This is a genomic window from Streptomyces sp. yr375 (assembly GCF_900110755.1).
In the GTDB taxonomy this organism is placed as follows: domain Bacteria; phylum Actinomycetota; class Actinomycetes; order Streptomycetales; family Streptomycetaceae; genus Streptomyces.
Window position 1 is genome coordinate 1 of record NZ_FOFF01000015.1, and the last position, 25,674, is coordinate 25,674.

General features: G+C 72.0%; 18 protein-coding genes and 1 riboswitch. Of the genes, 9 read left to right on the forward strand and 9 right to left on the reverse strand.

Features of this window, described 5'->3' with window-relative positions:
* Window positions 1–101: 101 nt before the first annotated feature.
* Together BMZ82_RS17180 and BMZ82_RS17185 are read right to left on the reverse strand one after the other, a co-directional pair.
* Window positions 102–347, reverse strand: coding sequence for a hypothetical protein (locus tag BMZ82_RS17180; protein ID WP_093776634.1), 246 nt, complete (start codon window positions 345–347; stop codon window positions 102–104).
* Window positions 334–1,932 (reverse strand): PspC domain-containing protein, encoded by a 1,599-nt coding sequence (locus BMZ82_RS17185; RefSeq protein ID WP_093776636.1) that lies wholly within the window; start codon window positions 1,930–1,932, stop codon window positions 334–336. Before BMZ82_RS17185 ends, BMZ82_RS17180 begins: the two co-directional genes overlap by 14 nt.
* Before the next feature lie 179 nt (window positions 1,933–2,111).
* Here BMZ82_RS17185 and BMZ82_RS17190 point away from each other — a divergent pair, with 179 nt between their 5' ends.
* Both BMZ82_RS17190 and BMZ82_RS17195 read left to right on the forward strand, forming a co-directional pair.
* Window positions 2,112–3,404 carry an ATP-binding protein gene (locus tag BMZ82_RS17190; protein WP_093776638.1) on the forward strand — a complete coding sequence of 431 codons (1,293 nt, stop codon included), beginning with the start codon at window positions 2,112–2,114 and terminating at the stop codon, window positions 3,402–3,404.
* Window positions 3,405–3,592: 188 nt separating this feature from the next.
* Window positions 3,593–4,309, forward strand: coding sequence for a LuxR C-terminal-related transcriptional regulator (locus BMZ82_RS17195; protein WP_093776879.1), 717 nt, complete (start codon window positions 3,593–3,595; stop codon window positions 4,307–4,309).
* 38 nt (window positions 4,310–4,347) lie between these two features.
* Here the strand turns inward: BMZ82_RS17195 and BMZ82_RS17200 are convergent, their stop codons facing one another.
* A complete protein-coding gene (locus BMZ82_RS17200) occupies window positions 4,348–5,427 on the reverse strand; it encodes a C40 family peptidase (protein WP_093776640.1) in 1,080 nt (359 codons plus the stop codon).
* A 493-nt stretch (window positions 5,428–5,920) separates the two neighbouring features.
* Between BMZ82_RS17200 and BMZ82_RS17205 the strand changes: the two genes are divergently transcribed.
* A complete protein-coding gene (locus tag BMZ82_RS17205; RefSeq protein ID WP_093776642.1) occupies window positions 5,921–6,274 on the forward strand; it encodes a hypothetical protein in 354 nt (117 codons plus the stop codon).
* On the opposite strand, the gene BMZ82_RS17210 is transcribed toward BMZ82_RS17205, so the two are convergent.
* The gene (locus BMZ82_RS17210) at window positions 6,252–7,307 is read right to left on the reverse strand and encodes a tellurite resistance/C4-dicarboxylate transporter family protein (RefSeq protein WP_093776644.1); all 1,056 of its coding nucleotides are present in this window, start codon (window positions 7,305–7,307) and stop codon (window positions 6,252–6,254) included. The genes BMZ82_RS17205 and BMZ82_RS17210 overlap by 23 nt on opposite strands.
* A gap of 154 nt (window positions 7,308–7,461) precedes the next feature.
* A complete protein-coding gene (locus BMZ82_RS17215) occupies window positions 7,462–8,670 on the reverse strand; it encodes a C40 family peptidase (RefSeq protein WP_093776646.1) in 1,209 nt (402 codons plus the stop codon).
* A gap of 7 nt (window positions 8,671–8,677) precedes the next feature.
* Window positions 8,678–8,835: riboswitch (cyclic di-AMP (ydaO/yuaA leader) on the reverse strand.
* A 327-nt stretch (window positions 8,836–9,162) separates the two neighbouring features.
* On the opposite strand from BMZ82_RS17215, the gene pcrA reads away from it, so the two are divergent.
* Window positions 9,163–11,700 (forward strand): DNA helicase PcrA, encoded by a 2,538-nt coding sequence (gene pcrA / locus BMZ82_RS17220; protein ID WP_093776648.1) that lies wholly within the window; start codon window positions 9,163–9,165, stop codon window positions 11,698–11,700.
* A 75-nt stretch (window positions 11,701–11,775) separates the two neighbouring features.
* On the opposite strand, the gene BMZ82_RS17225 is transcribed toward pcrA, so the two are convergent.
* Complete coding sequence (locus BMZ82_RS17225; RefSeq protein ID WP_093776650.1) at window positions 11,776–13,278, reverse strand: M23 family metallopeptidase; 1,503 nt, start codon at window positions 13,276–13,278, stop codon at window positions 11,776–11,778.
* Between the two features lie 206 nt (window positions 13,279–13,484).
* A complete protein-coding gene (locus BMZ82_RS17230) occupies window positions 13,485–14,495 on the reverse strand; it encodes an esterase/lipase family protein (RefSeq protein WP_093776652.1) in 1,011 nt (336 codons plus the stop codon).
* Window positions 14,496–14,921: 426 nt separating this feature from the next.
* On the opposite strand from BMZ82_RS17230, the gene BMZ82_RS17235 reads away from it, so the two are divergent.
* A complete protein-coding gene (locus BMZ82_RS17235) occupies window positions 14,922–15,341 on the forward strand; it encodes a coenzyme B12-dependent isobutyryl CoA mutase small subunit (protein WP_093776881.1) in 420 nt (139 codons plus the stop codon).
* Between the two features lie 88 nt (window positions 15,342–15,429).
* Here BMZ82_RS17235 and BMZ82_RS17240 read toward each other — a convergent pair whose 3' ends face one another.
* On the reverse strand, window positions 15,430–17,058 hold the full coding sequence (locus BMZ82_RS17240; RefSeq protein WP_093776654.1) for a DUF5691 domain-containing protein: 1,629 nt from the start codon (window positions 17,056–17,058) through the stop codon (window positions 15,430–15,432).
* Window positions 17,059–17,125: 67 nt separating this feature from the next.
* The gene (locus BMZ82_RS17245; RefSeq protein ID WP_371271240.1) at window positions 17,126–18,838 is read right to left on the reverse strand and encodes an SWIM zinc finger family protein; all 1,713 of its coding nucleotides are present in this window, start codon (window positions 18,836–18,838) and stop codon (window positions 17,126–17,128) included.
* A 165-nt stretch (window positions 18,839–19,003) separates the two neighbouring features.
* Here BMZ82_RS17245 and BMZ82_RS17250 point away from each other — a divergent pair, with 165 nt between their 5' ends.
* The 4 genes from BMZ82_RS17250 to sucC all read left to right on the forward strand — a co-directional run bounded on the left by BMZ82_RS17250 (window position 19,004) and on the right by sucC (window position 25,674).
* The gene (locus BMZ82_RS17250; RefSeq protein WP_093776656.1) at window positions 19,004–20,104 is read left to right on the forward strand and encodes an ATP-binding protein; all 1,101 of its coding nucleotides are present in this window, start codon (window positions 19,004–19,006) and stop codon (window positions 20,102–20,104) included.
* Between the two features lie 103 nt (window positions 20,105–20,207).
* Window positions 20,208–23,030, forward strand: coding sequence for a DUF5682 family protein (locus tag BMZ82_RS41835; RefSeq protein ID WP_256251968.1), 2,823 nt, complete (start codon window positions 20,208–20,210; stop codon window positions 23,028–23,030).
* Window positions 23,031–23,047: 17 nt separating this feature from the next.
* The gene (locus BMZ82_RS17265; RefSeq protein WP_093776883.1) at window positions 23,048–24,190 is read left to right on the forward strand and encodes a VWA domain-containing protein; all 1,143 of its coding nucleotides are present in this window, start codon (window positions 23,048–23,050) and stop codon (window positions 24,188–24,190) included.
* Window positions 24,191–24,495: 305 nt separating this feature from the next.
* Window positions 24,496–25,674 (forward strand): ADP-forming succinate--CoA ligase subunit beta, encoded by a 1,179-nt coding sequence (gene sucC, locus BMZ82_RS17270; protein ID WP_093776658.1) that lies wholly within the window; start codon window positions 24,496–24,498, stop codon window positions 25,672–25,674.

Consider the following 25,674-nt stretch of genomic DNA (forward strand, 5'->3'; position numbering starts at 1 on the left):
TGCGGCCCTGCGGCCCTGCGGCCCTGCGGCCCTGCGGCCCTGCGGCCCTGCGGCCCTGCGGCCCTGCGGCCCTGCGGCCCTGCGGCCCTGCGGCCGTGTCCTCAGGGGGCCGTGTCGGGGCCGGGCTTGGTTGTGGAGGTGTGGTGGGACGGGGCGCTTCGTCTGCGTATGGTCCGGGCCGCCACGCCCGTCGCGCCTGCCAGGCAGAGGCCGGCCAGGATGACGGGGATCATCACGAACCACGGCGTTTCCCAGAGGCCGCCCGCGTCGCCTGCGTAGATGACGCCCGCGAGGGTGAAGCAGGCGCCGGCGACCAGCCTGCCGGGCCGGAACTCATGACGCAGCACGGGCCACCTCCGCCTGTCCGACGCCGACCTGGAGGTCGAGGTCGATGGTCCCGGCGTCCGCCTTGCCCGGGAGCGGCGACAGTGTCACTTCCTTGTGCTTGCCCGGCTCCACATCCACGTCCTTCTTGTCGTCGCCCGGGAGCTGGATGTCTCCCAGCCCCACATCGATCCTCACCTTCACGGTCACGTCCGACGGCACGATCACCCGCAGTCGGCCCGCCCCCACCTCGGCGTTGGTGGTCACCGTCTGCCCCTTGGCCAGGGCCAGCCGGGACAGGTCCAGGGTGCCTGCGCCGGTGCCCAGGTCGTAGGCCGGCCGTACGTCCGCCACCGCCGTGGGCCGCCACGTCGTGTCCCTCCAGTGCGTGCCGATGTCCTTCGGCAGGACGGCCGTGCCGGCCAGCAGGCCCGCCGTGACGATCGCCAGGAACACCGACCCCGCGCCCGTACGCCCGAGGAACGAGCTGACCGCGATGCCCACGCCGAGCACGATGAGCGCTGCCGCCAGGCCGGCCTGCAGACTGGTGCCGAGCGGGTGCTCGTCCCAGGCGAGCCGGGTGACGAGGCCGCCGGCGAGCAGGGCGAGCAGGAAGATCCAGCCGCCTACCCAGCGTGGCCCGCGCGGTTCGGCGTACGGCTCGCGCCGCGTGCGTATGTCCTCGGGGCGGCGCGTGTGGCCGGTCAGATCGACGTTGATGGTCGCCGTGATGTCCCGGCTGCCGGACGGCCACGGGCCCCACAGGTAGCCCGTGCCGCCGTCGTGCGTGCCGTCCTTGACGATGGGGTCGCGCCACCAGGAGGGGTAGGCGGCCGGAACCGGCGGCGCCTGGGCCTCCGGCGGGGCGTCGGCCACGGCCTGGGCGGCCAGCGGGTCGGCATCGGAGGAGTCCCGGTGCCGCGACCAGTACCCGGCGCCCGCGAGGAGCAGGGAGACGACGACGGCGAAGGTCAGCACGCTGCCGTTGTTCAGCATCGACAGGAACACCCCGCAGCCGACCAGCGCGAACAGCACGGCCGCGAGGGCCTGGCCGTCGACCCGGCCGGTCAGAAGCTTGCGCACCTCGTTCTGCCCGTCGTCCGCGTACGGGACGAAGAGCCAGGCGAAGCCGTAGAAGATGAGGCCGATGCCGCCGGTCGCGGAGAGCACGGCGAGCGTGATCCGGAAGATCACCGGGTCCATGTCGCACTGCCGCCCGAGGCCCGCGCACACGCCGGCGAGCATCTTGTGCTCACGATCCCGCCGGAATCTGGGCGGTGGACCGCCCGCTTCGGTACCGGCGGCCGACTTGTTCCCTGTCCCCGCTCCTTCCTCTTCCGCTGTCCTGTTCCCGGCCCAGGCCCCGGCGGCTGTCGCGGCCTCGACGGCCGCCTCGGCTGCTGTCCTGTCGTATGTCTTGGCGTCCGCTTGCTCAGATGGGCCGCCTTCCCCTTCTGCGTGGCCTCCCTGTTCTCCGTGCGCGCCCGCCCGCTCGTGCGCGCACGGCTTCTCACCCGCGGCACCCTGGGCGCCGGGGGACGGGGCGGCCGCGTCGGGCGCGGTGCCCCCGTCGGGCACGGCGTCCGCGGCGTGCTGGTGATCTGTCATGACTCCATGGTGGCGGGCGAGCCGCCCTCGCGGCAGTCGGGATGACCCTGGTCGGACCCTGATATCGGCCCTGACCCGGGGCCGGGGAGGTGTTCGACCTGGAAGGGCTCCGAAGATCAGGGGCGTCTCGGGGACGAACCCTGATGCCCGGCACCGGACCCCGTGGAACCATCGTTGACATGCCGGAAGCCGTAGCAGCGCCACTCGTCGAACCGCGGCCGCCGCGCAAGCTCTACCGCAGCAGCGATGGACGCTGGCTGGGTGGCGTGGCGCGGGGGCTCGCCGGGCATCTCGGGCTGCCCGTCGTGTGGGTGCGGCTCGTCTTCGCCGGCCTGTTCATGGCGGACGGCCTCGGTGCCCTGCTCTACGCGGCCTTCTGGTTCTTCGTGCCGCTCGGGATCGGCGGTGTCGGCGACCAGAAGCCGCCGGCGTTCGTCGCCACCGAGACGGCTCCCGACGGCCGTCGCAGACTCGTCGCCCGCAAGCCGGACAAGGGGCAGATCGTCGCCCTGCTCCTCATGGTCGTCGTTGCCATGGTCTTCGTGGGCAACGTGAATCTGGGCAGCGGTGCCAAGGCGTATCTGCTGCCCGCCGTTCTCGTCGGCGCGGGCGTCGCCCTCGTCTGGCGCCAGGCGGACAACGCGCGCCGGGCCCGCTGGGTCGAGGCCGGCCGCAGACGTCGTACGCTCACGCTCCTGCGCGCGGGCGCCGGAGTCCTGCTGGTCACCGCCGGGGTCTCCGGCACCTTCGTCCTACAGGGCTCCGCCGCCCACCTCGGTTCCGTACTGCAGGCGGCCCTCGCCGTGATCGTCGGCATCACGCTCCTCGCCGGTCCCTACCTGGTGCGCATGACGCAGGATCTCTCCGAGGAGCGCCTGATGCGCATCCGCGCTCAGGAACGCGCGGAGGTCGCCGCCCATGTCCACGACTCGGTGCTGCACACCCTGACCCTGATCCAGCGCAACGCGGAGAACGCCGGCGAGGTGCGCCGCCTCGCCCGCGCCCAGGAGCGCGACCTGCGCACCTGGCTCTACAAACCCGAGGGCACCGGAAAGGAGGAGGCCGACGAGCCGACCACGGTCGCCGACGCGGTGCGGCGCAACGCCGCCGAGGTCGAGGACAAGCACGGCGTCCCCATCGAGGTCGTGGTCGTCGGGGACTGCCCGCTCGACGAACGGATCGGCGCACAGATGCAGGCCGCGCGTGAAGCGATGGTGAACGCGGCCAAGTACGGTGGCGACGGCGGCGCCGTGCAGGTCTACGCCGAAGTCGAGGGCAGGACGGTCTTCGTGTCCGTCCGGGACCGTGGGCCCGGCTTCGACTTCGAGTCGATACCCGCCGACCGCATGGGCGTTAGAGAATCGATCATCGGCCGCATGGAGCGCCACGGCGGCACGGCGCGGCTGCGGGCGGTCCCCGGCGGCGGCACGGAGGTCGAGCTGGAGATGGAGAGGGCGGAGAAGACGTCATGAGCGATCCGACCGAGACGACCGACACGAACGATCAGACCGACACGAACGATCCGACCGAGACGACCGACACGAACGATCAGACCGACACGAACGATCCGACTGAGACGACCGACACGACTGACACGCACGAGGCGACCGACGCGCACGGTGCGAAGGGCGCGGTGGGAGCAGCCGGAGCGGGGGGAGTTGTGGAGTCGGCCGAGGCGGCGAAGGGTCTCGGCGGTGGCAGCGGTGGCAGCGGTGGGCGCCAGGTGCGTGTGGTCCTTGTCGACGACCACCGTATGTTCCGTACGGGCGTGCAGGCCGAGATCGGCCAGACCGAGCAGACCGGCGTCGAGGTCGTCGGGGAGGCGGCGGACGTCGACCAGGCGGTCACGGTCATCACCGCGACCCGGCCCGAGGTCGTCCTGCTCGACGTCCATCTGCCGGGCGGCGGCGGGGTCGAAGTGCTGCGGCGCTGCGCCCCGTTGATGGCCGACGCCGAGCAGCCGGTGCGTTTCCTCGCACTGTCCGTGTCGGACGCGGCGGAGGACGTCATCGGGGTGATCCGGGGCGGCGCCCGGGGCTATGTCACCAAGACGATCACCGGCACCGACCTGGTCGACTCCATCTTCCGGGTGCAGGAGGGCGACGCGGTGTTCTCGCCTCGCCTCGCCGGGTTCGTCCTCGACGCCTTCGCCTCGACCGACGCCCCGCCGGTCGACGAGGACCTCGACCGTCTCACCCAGCGCGAGCGCGAGGTTCTGCGGCTCATCGCCCGTGGCTATGCCTACAAGGAGATCGCCAAGCAGCTCTTCATCTCCGTCAAGACGGTCGAGTCGCATGTCTCGGCGGTGCTGCGCAAGCTCCAACTGTCCAACCGTCACGAACTGACCCGGTGGGCGACGGCACGGCGGCTGGTGTGAACGGGGGCCTCGCAGCAGCCGGGTTCACGCCACCGGGTTCACACCACCCGGGTCGCGCCGGCGAACGGCATCTCGTCGATCGGCGCCACGCGCACCGGAGCCGACGGGTTCGGGGCGTGGATCATCTGGCCGTTGCCGATGTAGAGGCCGACATGGGTGATGCCGGAGTAGAAGAACACCAGGTCGCCCGGGAGGAGTTCGGAGCGGGAGACGCGCTGGCCGGCGCCGATCTGGGCGTAGGTGGTGCGGGGGAGGGAGACGCCGGCGGAGCGGTACGAGGCCAGGACGAGCCCCGAGCAGTCGAAGGCGTTCGGCCCGGTCGCGCCCCACACATAGGGGCTGCCGAGCTTGGAGTAGGCATAGGAAACGGCGGCCGCCGCACGGGAGTTGGGGGCGTCGGCGGTGGCGGAGCCGGGTGCGGGGAGGCCGGTGCGGCCGTCTGTCGAAGCGCGTGAGGCGCGGTCGCCCGTGGGGGTGGCGACGTCTCCCTCGCCGATCCGGGAGCGTTCCGCCGCCGTCAGCCGGGACAGCAGGCGGCGGGCCGCGTCCAGTTTGCCGGTGATCGTTTTCTTGTGCGCGTTCAGTTCGGCCTGACGTGTCCTGAGAGAGGCCAGCTCGACGTGGGCGGCGCCGCGCAACTGCTCGATCTCGCGCAGTTGTCCGCGGAACCGGGTGACGGCGGCGGACTGGCGGTCGCCGGCCCGTTCGGCGAAGGCGGCGCCGTCGAGGTACTGGTCGGGGTCGTCGGAGAGCGCCAACTGCACAGAGGGGTCGAGTCCGCTGCTGCGGTACTGCGCCGCCGCCATCGAACCCAGCGCCTCCCGCGCCGAGTTCAGCTTCTCCTCCTTGCGGGCCGCCTCGTCGCGCAGGTTCTTCAGCCGCTGCTCGGCAGCCGTCGCCTTCTCCTGGGCGCCGTTGTACTTCTCGGTGGCTTCCTCCGCCTCCTGGTACAGCTTGGCGACCTTGGCCTTGACCTGGGCCGGAGTCAGGTTCGGCTCGGCCTGTCCGGTCCCGTCGAAGGCCGTCGCCGTTGCCGCTCCCGCGAGGGCGAGCGTGAACGCCGTACGGGCCGTCTGGCCGCCGAGCGAGCGCTGTCGGGGCTTGCGGTGCGCTGCCACGTGGGACTGCACGTCCTTTCGTACGACCGCCTTGTCCGTCCGCAGGCCTGCCGGGTGACCGCCGGGGGAGCGGGCGGGCGGCCTGGGGGAGCGGCTGACGCGTCCGGCGGCGGCCCGCACAGGGGAGGCGGGCCGCCGCCGGACTTCTCGGCGGTGGTGGCCGACTGCCGCCCCTGGTCCGGGCGGCGGTGGGGAGCCGGTCACCTGGGGGAGGACGCTAGGCCCGGTTATGTCGGGTCGGTAACGCGAAGTACGGAAGTGACGCGAGCGGACTGCCGGGTGACCGGATGTGTTCGACAATCCGGGCCGGGCGCGTCGGGTTCGCACGGCGCTGACCGAAGCGGTGATTTCGGGACATCGCCGTGGGGCGGGTGCTATGGAGCGCATATATCTAAGTGCCGCCGGGCGGCCCCCTTTCGCGGGGCTGTCACGTAAGGGATGAGGGAGGGCCGGTGTCGGGTGAGGTGGAGGGGGCTGATTAGCATCCGGCCTTATGGGCGTACTCATCCACCTTTTCGTCGGCCTGCACATCATCGGCATCGCCGCGCTCCTGGGCGGCTTCCTCACACAGATGAAGGTGATGGGCCAGGGAACGGCCCGTTTCGTTCCCGCGATGCTGCACGGCGCGGCGACGATGCTGGTCACCGGCATGATCCTGGTCGGCCTCAACCAGGCGGACGACCAGCCCGTCAACGCCGTGAAGATCGGCGTGAAGCTGGCCCTGCTGATCGTGATCCTCGGCCTCGTCTATGTGAAGCGGGACGACGAGACGGTGGAGAAGCCCCTGTTCGGCCTGGTCGGACTGCTGACCATCGCGAACATCTTCATCGCGGTGCTCTGGACCTGACGGCTGCCAGGGCTGCGGCCAGCGCCGCCGCGGCCACGGTCAGCCACGCCGCCACCGCCACCCACAGCAGCACCTGCCCCGGCCCCTTCAGCGACGGGACGTCGACGGCGGCGGCCACGGACAGGGTCGCCGCCGCGGTCATCGCCATCGGGAACACCGTCGCCCAGCGGCGCACGTCGTAGCGCGGCCGCGGCCAGCGTGCCTCGGCGACGAGCAGGACGGCGTACCAGGCCAGGCCGAGCACCAGCAGGGCGACGGTCGTCGCGCGCAGGACGCCTGTGTCGTCGGCGTTCCACAGGTACAGGCCGCCGTCGTCGGCCGCGAGGAGTTTCGCCCCGGCGAGCGCCGAGACGGCGAGGGCGCCGCCCGCGATCCACTGGTCCCCGGCGCCCTCGGCCACCTGGCGCGGGTCGAAAAGGGCCAGGGCGACGCCGTAGAACAGGATGCCGAGCCAGAACAGTACGAGCGCGGTGTGTGCCGGCCAGGCCACCGATTCCGCCTCGGCGAGGACCGCGGCGAGCACGGCGAGGCCCTGCGTGGCCACGCAGCACAGGAACACCGTCCCTGGCATGCTTCGCTGCCACTGTCGGACGACGGGCCCGGTCAGGGTCACCACGGTCACTGTTACGGTCACGAGCAGTACGGGCCACAGCGCCGCCGCCAGCGCCAGCAGCGCCTCGGCCAGGGGCTGCCTGCCGAGCGCAGAGACGCCCACGCCGAGCACGGTCGTCGCCGCCACGGCGGTCAGCGCCCCCGGCGTGCCGGCCGCCGCCAGCCACCGCTCGCGCGCCCACAGCAGCCGGACGACGAAGTCCGCCGCCAGCGCCAGCCAGGCGGCGCCCGTCATGGCCAGCGTGACGCGGAACAGCACCTCGTACCCCGTGAGGTGCAGCCCGACCGACACGATCCCGGTCGCCATCACCGCCGCCCCGGCCGCCGGCGGCCTCCGCACCCACCAGAGACGGAGCGGGGAGCCGCCAGGAGGGGGCGTGGGAGGGGGCGTGGGGGAGGGAGGAGCAGCGGAGCCGGGCATGCGCCGATGCTAGGGAGCACGCTGTGCCCTGCGGGCGGGGCACGCGCGCGTGCGGGCAGAAATACGCGCGGCCGACGCCCCGAGCGGCCCCACCGCCCGCCTCCGCCTTACGCTTCACGCCTCCGAACATGCGCCCACGCGCGCGTGCGTGCTCTCAGGCCGGGCGGAGCACGCTGTGGATGGCCGGCTCGCCGTCGTAGTAGATCGACTCCTCGCGGACGTAGGTGCCCGGCTTCGGGGCGTGGATCAGCATGCCGTTGCCTATGTAGACGCCGACGTGGCTGACGTCGTCGTAGAAGAGGATCAGGTCGCCGGGCTGTGCTTCCGCGAGGGCGACGGTGGTGCCGGCGTCGGCCTGGTCGTAGGTGGTGCGCGGGAGGGTGACGCCGGCGGCCCGCCAGACGGCCTGGGTGAGGCCGGCGCCGTCGTAGGAGTCGGGGCCGGTCGCGCCCCAGACGTACGGTTTGCCGACCTGTGCGCGGGCGAAGGTGAGCGCCTTGTTGGCCTTGGTGGCGTACGCGGCGTCCGTAGGCGAGGGGGAGGCGGAGGCGGAAGGGAACGCAGAGGGGGTGGTGGGCGAGGGTTCCGTGTCCGATGAGACGGCTGTGCTCTCCTGTTGCGCAGCAGCCTGCGCCGCCGTCTGTGCAGCCGCCTGTGCCGCAATCTGTGCTGCTGCGGCCTGTTGAGCGGCCTGCGCCGCCGTCTGTGCCGCCGCCTGCGCTGCCTCCTGCTCCGCCGCCTTGCGGGCCGCTTCCTGGGCCGTCAGTTGGGACAGCAGTTCGCGCGCGTCGCCGAGCTTCTTCTGGACGGTGGCCTTGGCCGTCTTGAGGTCGCTCTGCGTGTCAGTCGTGTCAGTCGTGTCAGTCGTGTCAGTCGTGTCAGTCGTGTCAGTTGTGTCGGTCGGGTTGGTCGGGCCGGTCGTGGCGGTGAGCGTCGCGGGGGTCTCGGTGGCGCGGGCATCGGCCGTGCTCTTGCGGCGGTCGGCCAGCCGGCTCATCAACTGGTCCTGGTCGAAGTAGCCCTGCGGGGTGTCCGCGCGCGGGAAGGCTGTCGTACCGCGCGCGGAGGCGCGGGTGGCGGTGGGCCTGGCTTCGGCCGGGCGGCTGTCGGCCTGCTTGCGCTGCTTGGGCGTCTTCTCCTTGGCGGAGCTGTACTTCTCGGTCGACGACTCCGCCTTGCGATAGAGGTCGTCGACCTTCTTCTCGACCTCCTCCAGGCTCGGCGCCCCGTCGTCCGACGGGGCCGCGTCCGCCGACTGGGAGAGCAGGGCCACGGACGTGAGGGCGGCGGTGGCGAGGGCGGGCGTACGGACGCCTGCCACGCGCGGGCCCGTGGAGCGCGGCTTGCGGTGCTGCGACGCCAAGGGAGGCGACTCCTTCCAAAACTCCGCCCACCGGGTCGGCTGTCGGGCTCGGGCAGGTGGCTCGGAAGGTCGGAAGGCTTGCCCTACGGCCGTCTCCCGTACGGGAGTTGGGCCGATTCACCTCGAGGCTTCGGGGTCCCCGGCTCCGGCCGGCGCGAGCGGGCGCGCCGGACCCGGCGGAGGCCGCGCGGCCCGGCGTCGTTCGCCGGCGGGGGTCCTGCGGCCTGTCGGAACGGTAGCCAACTCGTGTGGGTCGTGTGAAGTTTGATGGGTGATATGCCCGATACGTTTTCGTGACCCGGGGTCGTGGTCTCGTACCGCAGCCGCGTCGATCGCGGATCGTGACCGCGGAATTCCGGAGGGTGTCCGGAGAGTGTCCGGGGGGAAGGGGGGTGGCCAGGGGTACGTGTGGAGGGCGATCGGAGGTGAGTGTGGGGGATGTTTCCGGGACGGCGGTCGGTTGTCAGTGGTGGCCTCTAGACTCGGAGAGCGATGAGCAGCCTCTTTGACGACAGCTTCCTGGCGGACCTCCAGGGCCCCCGTGCCCACGAGGGGGAACCCCCGCCACCGCCCGAGGACGATCACGGACCGGAGTCGGTTCCCGACGATCTGTTCGGCGGGAAGTTCGACGTGCCTCCGGACCGGGACGCCTATTACCGCGACGGCGCCCCGCGCCCGGTGCTGGACGCGGCGGCGCTGCTGGAGGGGCTGAACGACAACCAGCGCGCGGCCGTCGCCCACGCCGGCACCCCCCTGCTCATCGTGGCCGGCGCCGGCTCCGGCAAGACGCGCGTGCTCACCCACCGCATCGCCCACCTCCTCGCCGAGCGGCACGTCCACCCGGGCCAGATCCTCGCGATCACCTTCACCAACAAGGCCGCGGGTGAGATGAAGGAGCGCGTCGAGCACCTCGTCGGGCCGCGCGCCAACGCGATGTGGGTGATGACGTTCCACAGCTCGTGCGTGCGCATCCTGCGCCGGGAGAGCAAGCGGCTCGGCTTCACGTCGTCGTTCTCGATCTATGACGCCGCCGACTCCAAGCGCCTGATGGCCCTGGTCTGCCGCGATCTGGACCTCGACCCCAAGCGCTACCCGCCGAAGTCCTTCAGCGCCAAGATCAGCAATTTGAAGAACGAGCTGATCGACGAGGAGGACTTCGCCGCCCAGGCCACCGACGGTTTCGAGAAGACCCTCGCCCAGGCCTACGCCATGTACCAGTCGCGCCTGCGCGAGGCGAACGCCCTCGACTTCGACGACCTGATCATGACGACGGTCAACCTGCTGCGCGCCTTCCCCGACGTCGCCGAGCACTACCGCCGCCGCTTCCGGCACGTCCTCGTCGACGAGTACCAGGACACCAACCACGCCCAGTACGCCCTGGTCAGGGAGTTGGTCGGCACCTCGGACCACCCGGTCGACGTACCGCCGAACGAGTTCGACGTGCCGCCCGCCGAGCTCTGCGTCGTCGGTGACGCCGACCAGTCGATCTACGCCTTCCGGGGCGCGACGATCCGCAACATCCTCCAGTTCGAGGAGGACTACCCGGACGCGACGACGATCCTCCTGGAGCAGAACTACCGCTCCACGCAGACGATCCTGTCCGCCGCCAACGCGGTCATCGAGCGCAACGAGTCCCGCCGCCCCAAGAACCTGTGGACCAACGCGGGCGCGGGCGCGCGCATCACCGGCTACGTCGCCGACACCGAGCACGACGAGGCGCAGTTCGTCGCCGACGAGATAGACCGACTGACGGACGCGGGCGATGCGAAGGCCGGTGACGTCGCCGTGTTCTACCGCACCAACGCCCAGTCCCGCGTCTTCGAAGAGATCTTCATCCGGGTCGGCCTGCCCTACAAGGTCGTCGGTGGCGTCCGCTTCTACGAGCGCAAGGAGGTCCGGGACGTCCTGGCCTACCTGCGTGTGCTGGCCAACCCGGAGGACTCGGTGCCGCTGCGCCGGATCCTCAACGTGCCCAAGCGGGGCATTGGCGAGCGCGCCGAGGCGATGATCGACGCCCTCTCCCAGCGCGAGAAGATCAGCTTCTCGCAGGCGCTGAAGCGCGTCGACGAGGCGTACGGCATGGCCTCGCGGTCGACGAACGCCGTGAAGCGGTTCAACGTGCTGATGGACGAGCTCCGTACGATCGTCGAGTCGGGCGCGGGGCCCGCGACGGTCCTGGAGGCGGTGCTCGAACGCACCGGCTACCTCGCCGAGTTGCAGGCCTCCACCGACCCGCAGGACGAGACGCGTATCGAGAACCTTCAGGAACTCGCCGCCGTGGCCCTGGAGTTCGAGCAGGAGGCCGGTGCGGCAGGCGAGGCGGGCGAGGCCGGTGAGGGTGAGGCCGCGGTCGCGGCGCCGGCCGGGCTCTCCGGGTTCCTGGAGCGGGTCGCCCTGGTCGCCGACTCCGACCAGATCCCCGACGAGGACGACGACGGCTCCGGCGTCATCACCCTGATGACCCTGCACACCGCCAAGGGCCTGGAGTTCCCGGTCGTCTTCCTCACCGGCATGGAGGACGGCGTCTTCCCGCATCTGCGCGCCCTCGGCCAGCCCAAGGAGCTGGAGGAGGAGCGCCGGCTCGCGTACGTGGGCATCACGCGCGCGCGTGAACGGCTGTATCTCACGCGGTCGTCGCTGCGCAGCGCGTGGGGGCAGCCGTCGTACAACCCGCCCTCCCGGTTCCTGGAGGAGATCCCGGCGACGCATGTCGACTGGAAGCGGACGGGGGCGACCGCGCCCGTGTCCTCCGGTCCGGTGTCCCGGGTGGCGTCGTCGCCGGCCTCGATGCTCTCGTCCCGCTCGCGTTCCTCGGCCGCCGGCGCGTCCGGTTTCGCCACGCGCCGGGGCGGGGCGGAGAAGCCGGTGGTCGCGCTGTCCGTCGGCGACCGCGTCACGCACGACCAGTTCGGACTCGGCACGGTCGTCGGCGTCCAGGGCACGGGCTCGAACGCGGAGGCCACGGTCGACTTCGGCGACGTCAAGCCGAAGCGGCTGCTGCTGCGGTACGCGCCGGTGGAGAAGCTGTAGCCACGCGCATGAAGTGAGTAGGGCCCCCGCCGCAACGGCGGGGGCCTGCACATCAGTTGACCGGAGTCGACCGGTTTACGTCGGGTTGAGGCCGTGGCTGCGCAGCCACGGCAGCGGGTCGATCGCGGAGCCGCCCGCGGGCCGGACCTCGAAGTGCAGGTGCGGGCCGGTGGAGTTGCCGGAGTTGCCGGAGTACGCGACCGGGTCGCCGGCCTTGACGGTCGTACCGGAGGGGACGCGGTAGCTGGAGAGGTGGCAGTACCAGGTCTCCGTGCCGTCCATCGCGGTGATGATCATCATGTTGCCGTAGGCGTTGTTCCACTGCGTCCGTACGGTGCCGTCGGTCGCCGACATCACCGTCGTGCCGTACGAGACGGGGAAGTCGATGCCGGTGTGCTGGGACATCCAGTTGATGCCGGCCTGGCCGAAGTAGGCGCTGAGGCCGCGCTGTGTGACCGGAAGGACGTACTTGGGGCGCAGCCGCTCCTTGCGGGCCGCTTCCGCCGCCGCCTTCTTCTTCTCGGCTTCCTGCTGTGTCTTGAGGTCGATACGTTCCTGCGTACGGCTGGCCCGGTCGGCGAAGTCGTCGGCCCCGGCGCTGAGGGTCGCGAGCTGGGCGTCCAGCTTGTTGTTGGCGGCGGACGGTTTCACCGGCTGCGCGTCCGGGGTGGACGCCGCCGTCGTGTTCTTCTCGTCGCCGCCGGTCAGCGTGCCGACCGAGGCCGCGGCGATCCCGGCGACGCCCATCACACAGGCCGAGGGGACGGCCACGGTCATCAGCGCGGAGCGCTTCGCGGGCACCCGGCGCCGGGAGCGGTTCGCGTTGCGGGTGGCCGCCCGGCCGAGCGGGGCGGGCGCGGCTTCCTCCTGGTCGTCGAGCAACTCGCTTTCGGCCGGGGTGAGTTCGTCGGACCCGAGGTGCTGGAAGGTGGCGGTGGCAAGCTGGTCGAACGGGACCTCGGCCGGCTGCTCGTACTCGTCGTCGGCGTGGGCGCTCCGGGCGGTCTCGTCGCCGTCGGAGTTCCACTGCGTGGCGTCGTACGCGCCGGTGTCGAAGGCCTGCGTGCCCCATTCCCACTGCTGGGTCTGGTCGGCGGGGCTCGCGGACTGGTCGGCCTGCTGCCAGGCGCTCGCGTCCCACTGACCGCCGGCATCGGGCGCCGTCGCCTGCGTCGGGAGGCTGATCAGGGTCTGCTGGTGGTGCTGCTGTTGGTGTTGGTGCTGGTCGGTGGACCAGGCGGTCGCGTCGTAGACGCCCGAGTCGTAGGCGGCGTGATGCTGGGCCGCGTACCCGTCGTAATGCGGGGTCTGGTGGGCGCCCGTGTCCAGGGTTTCGTGGCCGCCGGAGTTCCACTGGGTGCTGTCGTACGCGCCGGTCGCGGCGTTCGTACCGTCGCCCGGGAAGTCGCCGAAGAGGGGGTCGGTCCCGGCGAAGGCGCCGGTCTCATGGCCGTGGTACGGGGTGAAGCCGTCGTACTGGGCTTCCTGGGTGCCGTACGGCGACGCGTAGTGCGCCGCGACGGCGTCGGAAGCCGGGGCCGGGGTGGTCATGTTCCCCGACGGGTGACGGTCGTTCACCAACTTCTCTTTCGCCGACAACAGGGGCTGCCAGAGCAGTGCGGCGACTGTACCCGGCAGTACGCGGGCACGACAATCTTCTGCTGGTTTCGCGCTCACAGGAAAGGGGCATTCGGCCGTCTTTCGGGGGACGGCGGGCGCGGGTTTGGCCCTACGTTCGAATGGCGTTCGATGTCGGGTGTCTCAGAATGCCTGTGGGGGCGCGGTCAGGCGACTGTGAGGCCGTCGGTCTGTGCGTCGTGCGGGCCGGTGTGGGTGTGCGTGTGCGCGTCGGTGTGGGTGTGCGTGTCGGTGTCGGTGAGTGTTCCCGTGTGCGCCGTGTCGAGGGCCTGGCGGATGCCGGTCGCGACGGCGGGGTGCACGGGCAGGGCGAGGTGGCCGATGCCGGTGACCCGGACGTTCAGCGCCAGCAGGTCGGGGTGGTCGACGCAGGCGGTCTCGAGCGGGTCCATCAGGTGGTCGAGGTCGCTCCAGAAGCTGACGAAGTGCGTACGGCAGCCCGGCGCGGGCCGGGCGAGCTCCTCGATGACCGCCGAGCCGGGGCGCATCTGGCGCACGATCGGGTGCGCGTTCGCCAGCGGGGCCACCCGGGTGCCGGAGTGCGGGGTGCCCAGCGTGACCAGCGTCCGGACCCGGACGTCACCGCCCAGTCGCTGCACGTAATAGCGGGCGATCAGGCCGCCCAGGCTGTGCCCGACCACGTCGACCTGCCGGCTGCCGGTGCGCTCGCAGATCTCCTCTACGTGTCGGCCGAGCAGCTCGGCCGCCGTACGGATGTCGCAGGTCAGCGGCGAGTAGTTGAGCGACTCCACCCGGTGCCTGCCGTGCTGGGCGAGGCTGCGGCGCAGCAGGACGAACACGGAACGGTTGTCGATGAACCCGTGCAGCAGGACGACCGGGGGCGGGGCCTGGGTCGGCAACCGGGCGGGGTCCGACCCGCCGCCGGATCCGCCGGATCCGCCGGACCCGCTGGACCCGCAGGGGAGCGCGGGGTGGGTTGTGGCGCGGCGCTCCTGGGCGATGCCGGAGGGGTAGAGGAGCAGATGGCCCGCGAGGATCGCGAGGTCCAGCGCGGTCGCCTTGAGGAGGGTCAGGGAGAGACCGGCCAGTCTGCTGGGGAGGCTGGGGATGTTCGGGAAGCTCGGAAGGGTCGGCATGTCCGGCAGCAGGCGCCGGTACAGCGGGAGAAAGGGCTGCAGTGCCCAGGTGACCTTCATGGCCGACCTCCTGTCGGCACGCTGAGGACTTCGCTGTCCCCCGTGTGCCCTCGTGGAAGTCGCGGTGGAGGAGGTCGGGCGGGCACGAGAGGGTGCGGGGCGGGTGCGGCTGTCGGCTGTGGCTGTGTGGTGCGGGTCGTGTACTGCTCACAGTGTTGTCGTGCCGTGCCTGCCCTACGTGCCCATCGTGCCTGCCGATGCGCCGTACCGCCACGCCACGCGGCCTGTGACGCGGCGGTACGGCGACCTCGAGCGGCTCCCGGTGTGTCTCTCCGTGTGATTTCCCCCTCGGCCGGCCTCGTGAAACTGCCTGCTTGCGGGATGCTGGAGATAACGTTCGTTCACTTTCGCGCGAAGCGGTGAAGCCGTGATGAGGTGAAGCCGTGATGAGGTGAAGCCGTGAACCGTGAAGGCATGGAGGCAGTGATGGGTGTGGCAGCCGGTCCGATCCGTGTGGTGGTGGCCAAGCCGGGGCTCGACGGCCACGACCGTGGGGCCAAGGTGATCGCTCGCGCGCTGCGCGACGCCGGTATGGAGGTCATCTACACCGGGTTGCATCAGACGCCCGAGCAGATCGTGGCCACGGCGATCCAGGAGGACGCCGACGCGATCGGGCTGTCCATTCTGTCCGGGGCCCACAACACGCTTTTCGCCGCGGTGATCGCGCTGCTGAAGGAGCGGGATGCGGCGGACATCCTGGTGTTCGGCGGGGGGATCATTCCGGAGGGGGACATCGCGGCGTTGAAGGAGATCGGGGTCGCGGAGATTTTCACTCCGGGGGCGACTACGGGGGCGATCGTGGAGTGGGTGCGCGCGAATGTTCGGGAGCCGGTGGATCTCGGGTGAGTGTGTGTTGGGGTGATCGTGTGTTGGGGTGATCGTCTTCTGGGGGCTCTGCCCCCAGGCCCCCGTCGGCCCTGAAGGGGCCTCGTCCTCAAACGCCGGACGGGCTGAAATTTCCCAACTCCTCTGTCATGAGTGCCCTCAGTCGCAGTGTCGTGCCCAGGCGTTGGAATGCCTCCGCCCAGTAGCCGCCGGCGCCGGGTGAGGCGTCCTCCGGTTCGTCGGGGACGGAGAGGAGGCCGTCAAGGCGGGCCGCTTCGGAGGGGTGCAGACAGCGTTCGGCCAGGCCCATGACGCCGCTGAAGCTCCAGGGGTAACTGCCCGCGTCCCGCGCGATGTTGAGCGCGTCGACCACGGCCCTGCCGAGGGGCGCGGCCCAGGGCACCGCGCAGACGCCGAGGAGTTGGAACGCCTCCGACAGGCCGTGCATCGCGATGAAACCGGCGACCCACTCGGCCCGTTCGCCCGCCGGCAGCGTGCTCAGCAGCTTTGACCGTTCGGCGAGGGAGACCGCGCCCGGACCGCCCGCGCCGGGTGCCGACGGCGCGCCGAGCAGCGCTCGCGACCAGTCGGCGTCCCGCTGTCGCACGGCGGCCCGGCACCAGGCCGCGTGCAGTTCGTCCAGCCAGTCGTCGGCCACCGGCAGCGCCACGATCTGTTCCGGCGTACGGCCGCCCAGTCGCGTCGGCCAGGTGGCGAGCGGGGCCGCCTCCACCAACTGGCCGAGCCACCAGGACCGTTCTCCCCGGCCGGGCGGTGCCTTGGCCGACACGCCGTCGCGTTCCATGGCCGCGTCGCACTCGTGGGGTGCCTCGACCAGGAGCGTCGGGGTGTTGCGGGTGTGGTCGACGGCCACGCACGCGCCGGCCCGGACGGCCATCCGCGCGGCGAGTGCCGAACCGGGCAGTGCCGACAGCAACTCGGCGGCCGTCGCCCGCACGTTGCGGCTGCGGTCCGCCAACGCCTGTTCCAGGAACGGTTCGTCGCGCGGGCCGAGGCCGGTGCGCAGCGAGTCGAGGAACATCAGCCGGTCCTCGGCGCGCTCCGTCGGCCAGGTGGCCGCCAGCAGTTCACGGGCCGCGTCGGGGGTACGGGAGCGGATCGCCGCCAGAAGGCCGATCCGCTCGGCGAACAGGCCTTCCTGCCACAGCTTTTCGGTGCGTCGGGCGTCCTCCGGGCCCGGCGGCACGGTGTGGCCGCCCGGGGTCGCGCGCAGGGCGAACCGCCAGTCCGGGTTCAGCCGGGCCAGCCACAGGGCGCGCGGGCCGGCGAACTCCAGCGCGGCGGGCCGCAGATCGGTACGCCCGCGTGCCGCGTCGAGCAGTGCGGGGAGGGACTCGGCGGGTGCCGCGAACCCGCGCGCGTTCACCACTGTCAGCCACTGGGGCAGCAGCTCCCTCAGGTCCGGTGCCGTGCCTCGGCGACCGCCGGTGCCGGTGCCGGGGCGGTCGGCAAGGAGCAGGGCGAGCCGGCGGGCCGCGGCCGTGGGCAGCTCCGGGCGGGGGTCGTCGGCGGCCGGTTCCGGGAGGGGCGCGGCGCGGCCCGGTCGCAGGCCGGCGCGTCGGCGTACGGTCTCCGCGGCCGCCGCGTCCAGCAGGGCGGCCGGCGCGGTCCGGCCGGGGGGTGTTCCCGGGGGCGTACGGCGGTCCGTGCCGAGGAGGGCCGCGGTGAGCAGGTCCTCCCAGGTGGGCGGTGGGGGGACGGGCGGGGTGGCGTTCATGAGACTCCCTTCTTTGCCGTTGTCGTCGCGGTTGCCGATGTAGTTGCTGTCGTTGCGGGGGGTGGGTTCAGCACAGGCGTACCGCCTCTCCCGGGCCGGTCGGCCAGGCCGTCAGCGGGGTGAAGCCGCGGTGGCCGCACTCGCCGAAGACCGTGACGGGGGCACCGCCCGAGAGGGCGACCAAACGCCACAGAGCGGGGCGGGAGACCGCTGCGGGGGTGAGGGGCAGGGCCGTGTCGCCGTCGGCGTCCGCCAGTTGCCAGGAGTCGCCGGCGGGGGTGGAGGCGGGGGTAGGGATGACGTCGGTCAGGGTTGTCGGGACCGACTCCAGCCAGGGGTCGTCGCGCAGGGTCTCGCCGTAGCGGGCGATCGCCTCGGTCGTCGTCATGCCTGAGGGGCGGGCGCTGGTGGGTGTGGGCGGGGCGAACTGCTTGGCGAGCGACGCCCGTTGCTGTCCGGTGCCTGGGTGGGCGGACAGTTCGGCGTCGATGGTGAGGCCGACGGGCAGGGTCAGTTCCGGGGCGCGGCCTGCGGCACCGTAGGAGAGGAGGAGTGCGGTGCGGCCTGTGGTGGTGCCGTGGAGCCAGATGCGGCGGGTCGTCAGTTTCGGGTCGGGCGTGTCGTACTGGGCGAGGACCAGCCAGTCGTCCCGGACCGTTGGACCCTCCGGGGTGGAGGCCAGGCCCACGCGGGTGCGGACCGTGGCCGCGAGGGCGGCCGGCAGCCGCTCGCGGTGCAGCCAGCCCTGGTCGAGGAGGTGGAGCAGCGCGCACTCCTCCAGCAGCCGTTCCGGCCAGCCCGGACCGGATGCCGGGATCGACCCCAACTCCCGTACGCATGCGGCGAGTCCGGGTGCCTGGGCGTCGACCATGCGGGCCGCTGTCTCCTCCCACAGCGCGTATCCCGCCTGCTCGGCCGTGGCCAGGCCGGAGCGCAGGAGGTCGGCGAGGCGCTCCTCCAGTTCCGTCGCCCCGGCGGTGATCCGCTCGGCGCGCCGCTCCGCACGACGGCGCACGCCCTCCGGGTCGGCGGGACCGCCGGACGCGGAGCCTGCGGAATCCGGTGAGTCCGCTGAACTCGCAGGGTCTGCCGAACTGGTTGAGCCTGCTGAACTCGCCGGGCCTGCCGAACTGGTTGAGCCTGCTGAACTCGCCGGGCCTGCCGGGCCTGCTGGGCCTGCCGAACTCGTTGAGCCTGCTGAACTCGCTGAGCCCGTCGAGCCCGCTGAACTCGCCGAGCCCGCCGAGCCCGCCGAACTCGCCGAGCCCCCCGAACTAGCTGGGCCCGCTGAACTCGCCGAACCCGCCGGTCCTGCTTCCCGTATCCCCTGCGCGTGCCCGCGACCTGCGATCCACCGCTCCGCCCAGGCCGGGGGCCGCCCCGTCGGCACCGATGCCTCCCCCTCGGTCGACCAGAGCAGCAGCAGCCCGAGCACGTGCTTGCACGGGGACTTGCGGCTTGGGCAACTGCACAGGTACGCCAGGCCGGAGGCGGATACGGAGGTCGTGGGCGCGGAGGTTGCGGAGGTTGCGGGCGCGGGCGATGTGTTCGTGGCGTCCACGACCGTCCGGTACGGCGTGCTGCCGCTGCCCGCGCACAGTCCCCACATCACTCCCACCCCCACTCTCACCCCCACCTCCTCGCCCTCCCCCTCTTTCGGGCGGCCTGTGCCAGACCAGCGGTCGGACGCGCCGAGTTGCCTTGCCGCTTCGCGTGACGCGGAGTCAGGCGCCAGTGCCAGCACCTGATCCGCGGTCCAGCGCACCCCCTGCTCAGTCATGACATCGAAGGTAGACGCCACCACTGACAATCGGTCCGCCGAGCGTCCGGCGGGCCCGGCCGCGAGGACGTTTTCGCAGGTCAGATCGCGTTGTCAGTGGGGTGGTGCAGGGTGGACACCAGATCCGAACCGGCAGAACCTGCCGAGCTGGAGGGGGCCTCAGCCATGTCTGTGTCCGTAGATCCGACGTCCGTTCTGCGTCCGCACGCCGAGGACGCCTTCGCCGCTGAACTCGCCGCGCTGGCCGCGCAGGACGACCGGCCGCGTCCGGCCCGCTGGAAGCTGTCGCCGTGGGCCGTGGCGACGTACCTCCTCGGCGGCGTCCTGCCGGACGGCGCGGTGATCTCGCCGAAGTACGTGGGGCCGCGCCGCATCGTCGAGGTCGCCGTCAGCACCCTCGCCACCGATCGCGCCCTGCTCCTGCTCGGCGTCCCGGGCACGGCCAAGACGTGGGTCTCCGAGCACCTGGCGGCGGCGGTCAGCGGTGACTCGACGCTGCTCGTGCAGGGCACCGCCGGCACACCGGAGGAGGCGATCCGCTACGGCTGGAACTACGCGCAGTTGCTCGCGCAGGGGCCGAGCCGGGAGGCGCTGGTGCCCAGTCCCGTCATGCGGGCCATGGCGGAGGGGGCGACGGTACGGGTGGAGGAGCTGACGCGTATTCCGGCCGACGTGCAGGACTCGCTCATCACGATTTTGTCCGAGAAGACGCTGCCGATACCGGAGTTGGGGCAGGAGGTGCAGGCCGTCCGCGGCTTCAACGTCATCGCCACGGCGAACGACCGAGATCGGGGGATCAACGAGCTGTCCAGCGCTCTGCGTCGGCGTTTCAACACGGTGGTGCTGCCGCTGCCGGGGAGCGTCGAGGCCGAGGTCGGCATCGTCGCGCGGCGCGTCGAGCAGATCGGCCGCTCCCTCGACCTGCCGGCCGCACCCGACGGCATCGACGAGATCCGCCGCGTGGTGACCGTCTTCCGCGAACTGCGCGACGGCGTCACCACCGACGGCCGTACGAAGGTGAAGTCGCCGAGCGGCACGCTGTCCACCGCCGAGGCCATCTCCGTCGTCACCGGGGGGCTCGCGCTGGCCGCCCACTTCGGGGACGGCGTGCTGCGGTCGGGGGACGTCGCCGCGGGCGTCCTCGGCGCGGTCGTCCGCGATCCGGCGGCCGACCGGGTCGTCTGGCAGGAGTACCTGGAGGCGGTCGTACGGGAGCGCGCGGGCTGGGCGGACTTCTACCGCGCGTGCCGGGAGGTGAGCGCGTGAACAGGCAGAGCAGGGAGAACAGGGTGTCGGTCTCGGTTTGGGGAACGGGGAGGGTGGCTGTGTACGACGACACGAAGTGGCCGCGCAGGTGTCGGGGGGCGGGATGACGGGCGCGGCGGCGGGGTGGCCGTTGCTGCTCGGGGTACGGCATCACGGGCCGGGGTCGGCGCGGGCGGTGCGGGCGGCTCTGGCGGCCGCCCGGCCCCGGACCGTGCTGATCGAGGGGCCGCCCGAGGCCGACGCGCTGATCCCGCTCGTAGCCGACGAGGACATGCGACCGCCGGTCGCGCTGCTCGCCCACGCCGTCGACGAGCCCGGCCGGTCGGCCTTCTGGCCGTTCGCCGAGTTCTCCCCGGAGTGGGTCGCACTCCGCTGGGCCCTGGAACACGGGGTTCCGGCCCGCTTCATCGACCTCCCGGCCACACACTCGCTGGCGTGGGAGGGGGAGGAGGCACCCGGAGCCGGTGGTGTGCCCGGCGGTGATGGGGTGTGCGGGGACCCCCTAGGGGTGTTGGCCGGGCTCGCCGGACATGACGATGTCGAGCGGTGGTGGGAGGACGTCGTCGAGCATCGGACCGGCGGGGCCGAGGCGGATCCGTTCGCTCCGTTCGCTGTGCTCGAGGAGGCCATGGGGGTGTTGCGGGAGGCGTACGGGGACGGCCTGGCAGGGCGCGGCCGGGACCTGGTGAGGGAGGCTCACATGCGGGGCCAGGTGCGGGCGGCGCAGCGGGAGTTCGGGGCGGACGGGGTGGCCGTGGTGTGCGGGGCGTGGCATGTGCCCGCGCTGCGCCGGAAGGGGTCCGTCGCCGCCGACCGGGCGCTGCTCAAGGGGCTGCCCAAGGTCAAGGCCGACCTGACCTGGGTGCCGTGGACGCACCGCAGGCTGGCCCGGGCCGGCGGGTACGGCGCGGGCATCGACTCGCCGGGCTGGTACGCGCATCTGTTCGGCGCGCCGGACCGGCCGGTCGAGCGCTGGCTGACGAAGGTGGCGGTCCTGCTGCGCGCGGAGGACCGGATCGTGTCCCCCGCGCACGTCATCGAGGCGGTCCGGCTGGCCGAGACGCTCGCCGCGCTGCGCGGCCGGCCGCTGCCCGGTCTCGGCGAGACGACCGACGCCGTGCGCGCGGTGCTGTGCGAGGGGTCGGACGTCCCGCTGGCGCTGGTGCGCGACCGCCTGGTGGTCGGGGACGTGTTGGGCGAGGTCCCGGTCGGCGCGCCCGCCGTGCCGTTGCAGCGTGACCTCGACCGGCTCCAGCGCCGGCTGCGGCTCAAGCCGGAGGCGGCGGAGAGGGAGCTCTCGCTCGATCTGCGCAAGGAGAACGACGCCGAGCGCGGCAGGCTGCTGCACCGGCTGCGGCTGCTGCGCGTCGACTGGGGCGAGCCGGCCGCCTCGCACGGCAGCACGGGGACCTTCCGGGAGACGTGGCGGCTGCGGTGGGAGCCAGAGCTGTCCGTGCGGGTCGCCGAGGCGGGGGTGTGGGGGACGACCGTGCTCGCCGCGGCCACCGCCAAGGCGGAGGCGGACGCCGTCGGCGCGGGCGGTCTCGCCGAGGTGACCGGGCTCGCCGAGCGCTGCCTCCTGGCCGGGCTGCCGGACGCGCTGCCGACGGTGATGCGGGTCCTGGCCGACCGGGCGGCCCTCGACACGGACGTCGGCCACCTCGCCCAGGCCCTGCCCGCGCTCGTCCGCTCCCTCCGCTACGGCGACGTACGCGGCACCGACACCCGCGCCCTGGCGGAAGTGGCCGCGGGCCTCGCCGAACGGATCTTCGTCGGCCTCCCCCCGGCCTGCACCTCACTCGGCACGGACGCGGCGGAAGAGATGCGACGCCACATTGACGCCGTACACGGGGCGGTGCGGATGCTTGCCGAGGCGAGTGAGTGTGGTGAGGCCGCCGGGGTTGCTGATCCCGGTGAGCTCGGCCAGTCGGTTGATCCCGTTGAGCTCGGCGGGTCTGGTGAGGTCGCCGAGCCCGGTGATCCCGTTGAGTTCGGCGGGTTTGGTGAGGGTGCTGAGCCCGGTTGGCCTGGTGAGGCCACTGGGTCCGGTGGGTCCAGTGAGTCTGGTGAAGCCGCCGAGGTTGCTGAGCCCGGTGGTGTCACTGAGCCTGGTGGGCCTGGTGGGCCTGGTGGGCCTGGTGGGCCTGGTGAATCGGGTGAGCCCTTCGGGTCTGATGAGTCCGGTGATCTCACTGAGGCCAGTGGGGCCACGGGGTCCAGTGATCCCGGTGAGCCCGCTGCTCTGGCCGTCCGCTGGCGGGGGGTGTTGCGGGTGCTGGGTGGGCGGGGGAGTGTGGCCGGTGTTGTTCGGGGGCGGGCCGTGCGGTTGCTGTTGGACGGCGGGGAGTTGGAGCCGGACGAGGCGGCGCGGCTCATGGGGCTCGCCCTGTCGCCGGGGACGCCGCCGTCGGAGGCGGCCGCCTGGATCGAGGGCTTCGTCGGCGGCGGCTCCGGGGGCGGGCTGCTGCTCGTGCATGACGAACGGCTGCTCGCGCTGGTCGACGGGTGGCTCACGGCGGTGCCGGCGGCGGCGTTCACGGATGTGCTGCCGTTGCTGCGGCGGACGTTCTCGGCGTACGAGCCGGGGGTGCGCAGAACGCTCGGGGAGCTGGTCCGGCGTGGTCCGGGGGAGCGGAAGAGCGGGCCGGGGGCGGGGACCGGGACGCCCGGGTTCGCAGCCGGGCTCGACACGGGGCGCGCGGACGCCGTCCTGCCGGTGGTGCGGCTGCTGCTGGGACTGGCTGCCGGCGGTGCCAGTGGTGCCAGCAGCGCCGGTGATGCCAGCGGTGCCCGTGATGGCAGTGGTGTCTGTGGTGCCGGTGATGCCAGTAGTGCCAGAGGTGCCGGTGCTGCCAGAGGTGCCAGAGGGCCCAGTGGTGCCAACAGTGCCGGTGATGTCGACCAGCTTGCGGAGGTGAGGGCGTGACCACGACCGACGTCACGATGGCGGTGGGCATGGACGACGCTGGGCCGGAGCGGTTGCGGCGTTGGCGGTTGGTGCTTGGGGGTGATGCGGCGGACGGTACCGGGCAGGGGTTGACCGGGCGGGATGTTGCGATGGACGGGGCGCTCGGCGCGCTCTACGGGGCGGGCGACCGGGCGGCGGGGCTCGGGGCGTCGGCGCCGTCCGTGGCCCGCTGGCTCGGGGACATCCGTAGGTACTTCCCGTCCTCCGTCGTGCAGGTCATGCAGCGCGACGCCATCGACCGGCTCGGGCTGTCCGCGCTGCTGCTGGAGCCGGAGATGCTGGAGGCGGTGGAGGCCGACGTGCATCTCGTCGGCACGCTGCTCGCCCTCAACCAGGCGATGCCGGAGACGACGAAGGAGACGGCGCGGGCGGTCGTCCGCAAGGTCGTCGACGAACTGGAGGCGCGGCTCGCCACCCGCACCCGGGCCGCGCTCACCGGCGCCCTCGACCGGGGCGCGCGGGTCAGCCGGCCGCGCCACCACGACATCGACTGGAACCGCACGATCGCCGCCAACCTCAAGCACTACCTGCCCGAGTACGGGACGGTCGTGCCCGAGCGGCTCGTCGGGTACGGGCGGGCGTCGCGGTCCGTGCGGAAGGAGGTGATCCTCTGCGTCGACCAGTCGGGGTCGATGGCGCCGTCGGTGGTGTACGCGTCGGTGTTCGGGGCGGTGCTGGCGTCGATGCGGTCGATCGCGACCCGGCTCGTCGTCTTCGACACGGCGGTCGCCGACCTCACCGACCTGCTCGACGACCCGGTGGACGTCGTGTTCGGCACCCGGCTCGGCGGCGGCACGGACATCAACCGGGCGCTCGCGTACTGCCAGAAGCAGATCACCCGCCCGGCGGACACGGTGGTGGTGCTGATCAGCGACCTGTACGAGGGCGGGATACGCAACGAGATGCTCAAGCGGGTCGCGGCGATGAAGGCGTCGGGCGTGCAGTTCGTCGCGCTGCTCGCGCTGTCAGACGAAGGGGCGCCGGCCTACGACCGGGAGCACGCGGCAGCGCTCGCGGCGCTGGGCGTACCGGCGTTCGCCTGCACCCCCGAGCTGTTCCCGGAGATCATGGCGGCGGCGTTGGAGAAGCGCCCGCTGCCCGTCCCGGACACCGCCTGAGGACCGCCCCCACCTCCTGGCCACCCCCCTCCCCGCCACCTCCTCACCCCCTGCCTACGCCCTCCCCGCCTCCTCACCGGCGGCACTCGGTGCCAGTGAGGGCGGCATCATGTGACAGGTATCACCGCTCAGGTGGGACTCGCGATTTAGAGGCCTCCCGCAAGCAGCGCTAACCTGCGAGGCGGACATGCCGCGCGCTCGGACACCGTGTGCGCCTCCCCTGTGACTAGCGGACGTCACGTTGCCCTTCGCGGCACGCCCACGCATCCAACGAACCGCGAGATCACTGATAGGGACGGAAGCGCGTGGACCTGTTCGAGTACCAGGCGAGGGACCTCTTCGCCAAGCACGATGTACCGGTGCTGGCCGGTGAAGTCATCGACACGCCTGAGGCGGCCCGCGCAGCCACCGAGCGTCTCGGTGGCAAGTCCGTAGTCAAGGCCCAGGTGAAGGTCGGCGGCCGTGGCAAGGCCGGCGGCGTGAAGCTCGCCGCCACCCCGGACGAGGCCGTCGCCCGCGCGACGGACATCCTCGGCATGGACATCAAGGGCCACACGGTCCACAAGGTGATGATCGCCGAGACCGCGCCCGAGATCGTCGAGGAGTACTACGTCTCGTACCTTCTCGACCGCACCAACCGCACCTTCCTCGCCATGGCGTCCGTCCAGGGCGGCGTGGAGATCGAGGTCGTCGCGGAGGAGAACCCCGAGGCCCTCGCGAAGGTCCCGGTCGACGCCAACGAGGGCGTCTCGATCGAGAAGGCCCGCGAGATCGTCGCCCAGGCGAAGTTCCCGGCCGACGTCGCCGAGCAGGTCGCCGAGATCCTGGTGACGCTGTGGGACACCTTCGTCAAGGAGGACGCCCTCCTCGTCGAGGTCAACCCGCTCGCCAAGGTCGCGTCCGGCAAGGTCATCGCCCTTGACGGCAAGGTGTCGCTCGACGAGAACGCCGAGTTCCGCCAGCCGGAGCACGAGGCGCTCGAGGACAAGGACTCCGCCAACCCGCTCGAGGCGGCGGCCAAGGCCAAGAACCTCAACTACGTCAAGCTCGACGGCGAGGTCGGCATCATCGGCAACGGCGCGGGTCTCGTCATGAGCACCCTGGACGTCGTCGCGTACGCCGGTGAGAACCACGGTGGCGTGAAGCCGGCCAACTTCCTCGACATCGGCGGCGGCGCGTCCGCGGCCGTGATGGCGAACGGCCTGGAGATCATCCTCGGCGACCCGGACGTCAAGTCCGTGTTCGTCAACGTCTTCGGCGGCATCACCGCGTGCGACGAGGTCGCCAACGGCATCGTCCAGGCGCTCCAGTTGCTGAAGGACAAGGGCGAGGAAGTCACCAAGCCCCTCGTCGTCCGTCTCGACGGCAACAACGCCGAGCTGGGTCGCAAGATCCTCTCCGACGCCAACCACCCGCTGGTCCAGCGCGTGGACACCATGGACGGCGCGGCCGACAAGGCCGCCGAGCTCGCGGCTGCGAAGTAA

Excerpts from the sequence above, each read along its gene's own strand:
- BMZ82_RS17185 (WP_093776636.1), bottom strand. The coding sequence starts at position 1,932 with ATGACAGATCACCAGCACGCCGCGGACGCCGTGCCCGACGGGGGCACC.
- BMZ82_RS17190 (WP_093776638.1), top strand. The coding sequence starts at position 2,112 with ATGCCGGAAGCCGTAGCAGCGCCACTCGTCGAACCGCGGCCGCCGCGC.
- BMZ82_RS17205 (WP_093776642.1), top strand. The coding sequence starts at position 5,921 with ATGGGCGTACTCATCCACCTTTTCGTCGGCCTGCACATCATCGGCATC.
- BMZ82_RS17210 (WP_093776644.1), bottom strand. The coding sequence starts at position 7,307 with ATGCCCGGCTCCGCTGCTCCTCCCTCCCCCACGCCCCCTCCCACGCCC.
- pcrA (WP_093776648.1), top strand. The coding sequence starts at position 9,163 with ATGAGCAGCCTCTTTGACGACAGCTTCCTGGCGGACCTCCAGGGCCCC.
- BMZ82_RS17230 (WP_093776652.1), bottom strand. The coding sequence starts at position 14,495 with ATGAAGGTCACCTGGGCACTGCAGCCCTTTCTCCCGCTGTACCGGCGC.
- BMZ82_RS17235 (WP_093776881.1), top strand. The coding sequence starts at position 14,922 with ATGGGTGTGGCAGCCGGTCCGATCCGTGTGGTGGTGGCCAAGCCGGGG.
- BMZ82_RS17240 (WP_093776654.1), bottom strand. The coding sequence starts at position 17,058 with ATGAACGCCACCCCGCCCGTCCCCCCACCGCCCACCTGGGAGGACCTG.
- BMZ82_RS17245 (WP_371271240.1), bottom strand. The coding sequence starts at position 18,838 with ATGACTGAGCAGGGGGTGCGCTGGACCGCGGATCAGGTGCTGGCACTG.
- BMZ82_RS17250 (WP_093776656.1), top strand. The coding sequence starts at position 19,004 with ATGTCTGTGTCCGTAGATCCGACGTCCGTTCTGCGTCCGCACGCCGAG.
- BMZ82_RS41835 (WP_256251968.1), top strand. The coding sequence starts at position 20,208 with ATGACGGGCGCGGCGGCGGGGTGGCCGTTGCTGCTCGGGGTACGGCAT.
- BMZ82_RS17265 (WP_093776883.1), top strand. The coding sequence starts at position 23,048 with ATGGCGGTGGGCATGGACGACGCTGGGCCGGAGCGGTTGCGGCGTTGG.